Source organism: Chryseobacterium sp. (genome assembly GCF_019236175.1).
Taxonomy (GTDB): Bacteria; Bacteroidota; Bacteroidia; order Flavobacteriales; family Weeksellaceae; genus Chryseobacterium.
Genome location: NZ_JAFAJM010000008.1, coordinates 1 through 5,354 on the forward strand (window position 1 = coordinate 1; position 5,354 = coordinate 5,354).

The 5,354-nt window shown below is 37.6% G+C and carries 1 protein-coding gene; it reads right to left on the minus strand.

Annotated elements, in window-relative coordinates:
* On the minus strand, positions 1-5,354 hold a 5,354-nt coding region (locus JO178_RS07455), incomplete at both ends, for a SpvB/TcaC N-terminal domain-containing protein (protein WP_291933716.1).

Below are 5,354 nucleotides of genomic sequence, written 5' to 3' on the forward strand. Positions count from 1 at the left end.
TGCTTTTCTTTTCCTGTGGTATTGTCTTTTACGATTTCATAACTTCCGTCTTCACTGTAGAATTTGGTGAATTTACCTTCGCCGTCTGCTGAAAAGTTTCCGCCGTAAGTAACCCTCTGTCTCATCGCTGTGAGTCCGTACCTGAAGACCACATCGCCATTTTCTCCATCAATAAATACGGGATCGTTATTTTCGTTGTACGAAATACTCTGGATGAGGTCATTCGTATAATTTGGGGTTCCCGTCGCATTCAGGGTCATTCCGGTAGGCTGGTAAATTTTCGCCGCATTTTCAAATTTGATTTTCCCGACCTGATCATTTTCAAGGATTCTTCCTTTTACATCATAGACATTTCTGTTGGCTGATGGTTTTACTCCTGTTACCGGATTGGTCCAGTTCACTAGTCTGTTGTTATCATCATAGTCAAATGATTCTGTGATATTGAAATCTCCTCCGGTTGTTCTGCTTTTCAGCTCATTTTTAATCGCATCGAATGAATAGGAAAGTTGAAGAATGGAAGGTTTAACAGCAGATGAGTGGTTAACATTTGTAAGGAATCCGTTATTGTCATAAACATTACTGATGTCTACCGCTCCAAGTTTTGCTTTAAGCACCTGTCCTTTGGCATTGGCTTCTTTCAGCTGCCACAGGCTCTTACCTGTTATTTTATCTTTTATCTGATACAGTTCTCCATTCCATGTACTGTATACATTTTCTATTTGAACTTTAGTAAGAACCCCGGAAGAATACAATTGTTTTTCATAATAAACAACTCTTGCTTTATCATCATAGGTAATTCCTTTCTGGATAAAGTATTTCCCATTGCTGCTCTCCGACGAAGACAATAATCTTCCCTGCGGGTCATAGGCTACACTGGAGCTGAAAGATTCACCTTTGGAAGTCCCGGATTTTGAAATCAGTCTTCCTTTATCATCATAAGTAAAAGAAATTAATTTACTGGTAACCTTTCCGCCATCCGCCCTGGAAAGCTCTTTCTGAGAAATCAGCTGCCCCAGATTATTATAGATATATTCTTTGGCTCCTTTCGGGCTGATGATTTTTTTAGGCTGCCCGAATCCGTCATATTCATATTTGTAAATTCCGTTGGAAGGATCATTGAACTCTGATTTTCTACCCCATGCGTCATATGCTGTAGTGACGGTGTTTCCTGCATATTGTGCTTTGGTCTGTTCTCCGGCCGCATTATAAGAGAATTGTATGCTTCCTCCTTTATCTGTTGTAGAAATTACATTACCCAAAGCATCAGTAGTTTTAGAGGTGGTTCTTCCATAGCCATTCAGTTCTTTTACGGTGGTTATATTGCCTGAGATGCTGGTCTCCATTTGTTTGCCGTTAAATGCAGTAGCCGTTATTTTGGCAGGAAATACAGAATCATCATAAGTAATGGTATTCCATCCGTTGGCAGCTTGCCCTTCAAAATAGGCTTCAGACTCTTTTAATTTTCTACCCAGAATATCATATTGAGTTTCCTTAGAAATATATTTTTCCTGCCCCAATGCTTTGGAAGATACTTTATATTCCTGCCCTAATTTATTGGCATATTTTTTAGAAATGTCACCATCGGAATCGTATTGAGTAACCGTAATATTGGAATTATTGTCCCTTTCGTACTGATAGGAGGTGGTTCCTTCCAGATTCGTTTTGGACTTCATCAGTTTTCCCCATCCGTCATACTCATTTTCAAGGGTATTTCCCAACGGATCGGTTTGCTTTGTAACCTGCCCCCAATCATTGTAAGTAATATTGGTTTCTAATCCTAAGTTGTCTGTTTTTTTAACCACAAACCTTCCTTTGCCATCATATTCTGCTTTGGTGGTTTGGGTTTGGGAATCTACACTGTTGCCGGTTGTTTTCTGGGTGATATTTCCAAAACCATCATAATTATAGGTGGTTTGTAACGAGCCTGTATTGTCTCTGTTCCAGTTTTTCTGGGTTTTTAGCAAATTATTTTCATAGGTATATTCTTCTTTAGCAGATTTGGTATCGCTATAAGCCTGTACTACATCGGTTTTAGATTTTGGCCGCCCAATATAGTACCCCGCTCCTGTACCGGACGGATTATGTACATATTCGAATGTAGAAGTTGTTGCAGCATACCCGTCATTGATTGTGGACAGTGTTTGTGTTGGGAGGTAATAATTACCATACGTAATGCTGCTTTCCGTAATTCTGCCTGTCAGAAAATCTTTAACTCTGGTATTTTTAGGAAGTATGGCTTTTACCACCTTTGGTTTATCGGTACTGGCAACTGAAGTTACAAGCTGACCACCCAATAGCTGATCTGTCTGATAAACTGTAGATTTAAAGCTTATTAATTGAGAATTATTTTCTGAAAGATCCGCAGGGAAAATCAGATTTTCATTATTGGTCCTAACAGACCATTCTTTTATCGGAAGTCCGTCGTTTAATGGATCTGTTTCTGCTCCTGACCAGATTTTTGTATTTTCAAAGCCGTCTGCATACCATGAAGATTTGGCACTTTGACGAAAACCTATCACTCCACGACCCTGAAGATGGCTGATCATTCCCCGAAATCGGAAATCCTGTTTTCTGCCTTCCTGTCTGAGTTGTGATACTGCATAGGTTTGAGAAAGCCTGTCCAGCTCCATATAAGGATATTGTTCTTTTTTTATCGGAGCATAAGAGCCGGGACTCGTGTCGGGATCTAATTCTTTATAATCAATATCAGTACCTTTTCCACCCTGAGAGATGCTTACAACAGCATTATTTCTGATATTATCCTTTGAAAATAGCACGATGGAAGTGCCATAGTTGGATGCATTTTCACCATTGGCAATGATATACAAACTGTTTCTTTCAAAGTCAAACTTGATATTTTCAGACAGTTCATCAAAGAAAAGTAAAGAAGAAAATCTTTTGGTAAAATATTCGTAATTTCCAAATTGCATCATGCCATTCTTTTCACCCAGGTTATAAGAAATATTCATTTCAACTTTTGAATATTTTTCATTATTACCGGTTATACCCGTATTATAATATAAGGAGATCAGATCTGATTTACCATCATTATTGATATCTAAAACTTTAAATTTTTGCTGTATATAAAAAGTATTTGTTTTATAAGTAAAATTCTTTTTTAGAACTAAGTCGTTGCGAATCTGCTCATTGAAACCTTTTCCTGTATTGAGTGAAAATACCCAATAGTTATCAATATTTTCTGAGGCATAAGTAATCCAGTCTACCAATCCGTCTCCATTAAAATCTCCAAATTGTCCATCTTCAAAATGGCCGCTTAATTTATCTGCCCTTTTTAAATAAAATTCAAAATTGCCGTTCAAAATTTTTCTTATCCCATAGATTAGAAATTCATTTACGGGAATATTTCCTGTCACATTTTGTGGGTAACCATTTTCATCGTTTTGGGTATAGCTAAAACTTTTTGAAGGAAGAGTATTTCCTTTTACCCCTATATCAATGATACCATCACCGTCAAAATCAAACCATTTGGCTTTTTCTGAAATTTTCTTTCCATCGGGAAAGGTAATTTCTGAGGGTAAATTGGAGTTGAGATAGGGCTGTACAATTAAATATGAATCTTTATTTTCTAAAAGAGTAGAGACATAGTAATAAATATAGGGAGAATATTCTCCTTCCATTACCATATTGTATCTGGTTTTTTTGTAGTTTTTTTCAATGATTAACTCGGACAAACCATCCCCGTCTATATCCATTTCATATGATTTCCCAAGTGTTGTCTCAGTATCGGTATATTCCTGTACACTAGAAGTATTAGGATCATAGTAATGGACATCATTGATGAAAATACTACTCCCGTCGTATACTTTTTTTTCCATTAAGATTAACGCCGATTGGTTACTCGTATAGTCTGTAACCTTTTTTGACAGATCCAGTTTATAGTAATAGAAAACAAGATTCTTTTTATTGGTCTGTGAATTTGTTTCTTCTTTATAAATATATAAAAACTCTCCCTGTTCTAAATTTCCTGTTGAGTTTTTATATTTTAAAGTTTTTATTTTTTCAAAACTGCTGTCATCCCCTAAATAATATTCATTGGTCGTATTATAAGCATCCTTAAGATTATTGAGCTTGAGATAATAACCTCCAATCGTATTAACCTCATTCGTACAATAGGTATAACACTCGTCACAATCTGAGCTTCCCGCCCATTCAAGACATAATTTTCCCGGATCTCTTTTATAAATTCCATCCAGTATACCGTTCCCGTCAAAATCTCCAAAAGTTATAAATTTTGAATAATTGATACTTCCTCTTTCTTCTATATGTGAGGCTGCATTTTCTTTGTATCCAAATACAACAGGATTACTTTTTATATTTTCAGCATTATACTCTGTTAGCGTATCTACAAACTGATATCCGTTAGCCGTCTCAGCGTATTTTATTTCATATTTTTTAAATAATGCATTATTTGTATTGACCACGATATTGTTAAGGAGCTGCTTCTGAACAAACAAATGCTCATTTAAATACGAGGTTTCTATCAATTTTCTTTCCTGATAATTAAAAATAATTTCATTAAAATGTACTTTTCCCAAGCTTTCATTTCCACCCCATTGTATCGATGAAATGGATGAAACATTTCCGGATTGTGAGTAATTATACGTGATATAATTCCCCTGAGCATCTCTCCATTTGACGATATTATATTCTATTGGTGTTCTTGCAGAACTGTTTCCTGAGGCAGTTCCTCCGTACCACGCCTGAGAACCGTCTTCAAAAGTCACTTCCCAATATTCAGGACCCTGCCATGGCTGAACTGCACTAACAGATCCTACGGATTTTATTTTCACATTGGAATACTTTTCCGTTACATATTCGGCACCATCTTTTCCGTACTCACCGGATTTAAGGATCAGCCGTTGTCCGTTGAACATATAATAATCCGAGTAGTCTAACTGAACCGCCTTCACTTCGCCGTCTTTTTCAATATTCTTTCCTGTTCTTGAAATAGAGGTGATGCCTGACAGATTCCAGCCATAGCCGGCAATACCGTTTCCGGAACCGCTGGAATAGACCAGACTGATCTGAGGAGCTACACTTTTTACTCCGGGAGGCAGGGCAATAGGTAAAGTAAACTGAAGCTGTCCGGATCCGTTGACTTCAATATTTCCTTTGGTATCGTGAAAGCTTTGTCCTGAAGGGGCTGTTGTTCCGCTGGGATTCCCTGAACCTGCATCAGAATCTATAGGACCGCCACCCGAATTTTGCGTAGCAGGACCAATCTTCGCAATAAAAGGATTGGAAGTATCTGCTTTGGCGTAAAATCCGGGGGCGAGAATAATAGCCTGCGGATCCTGCACCGTCCGCGAGGAGGTCTCCGGCTGATACAGTAT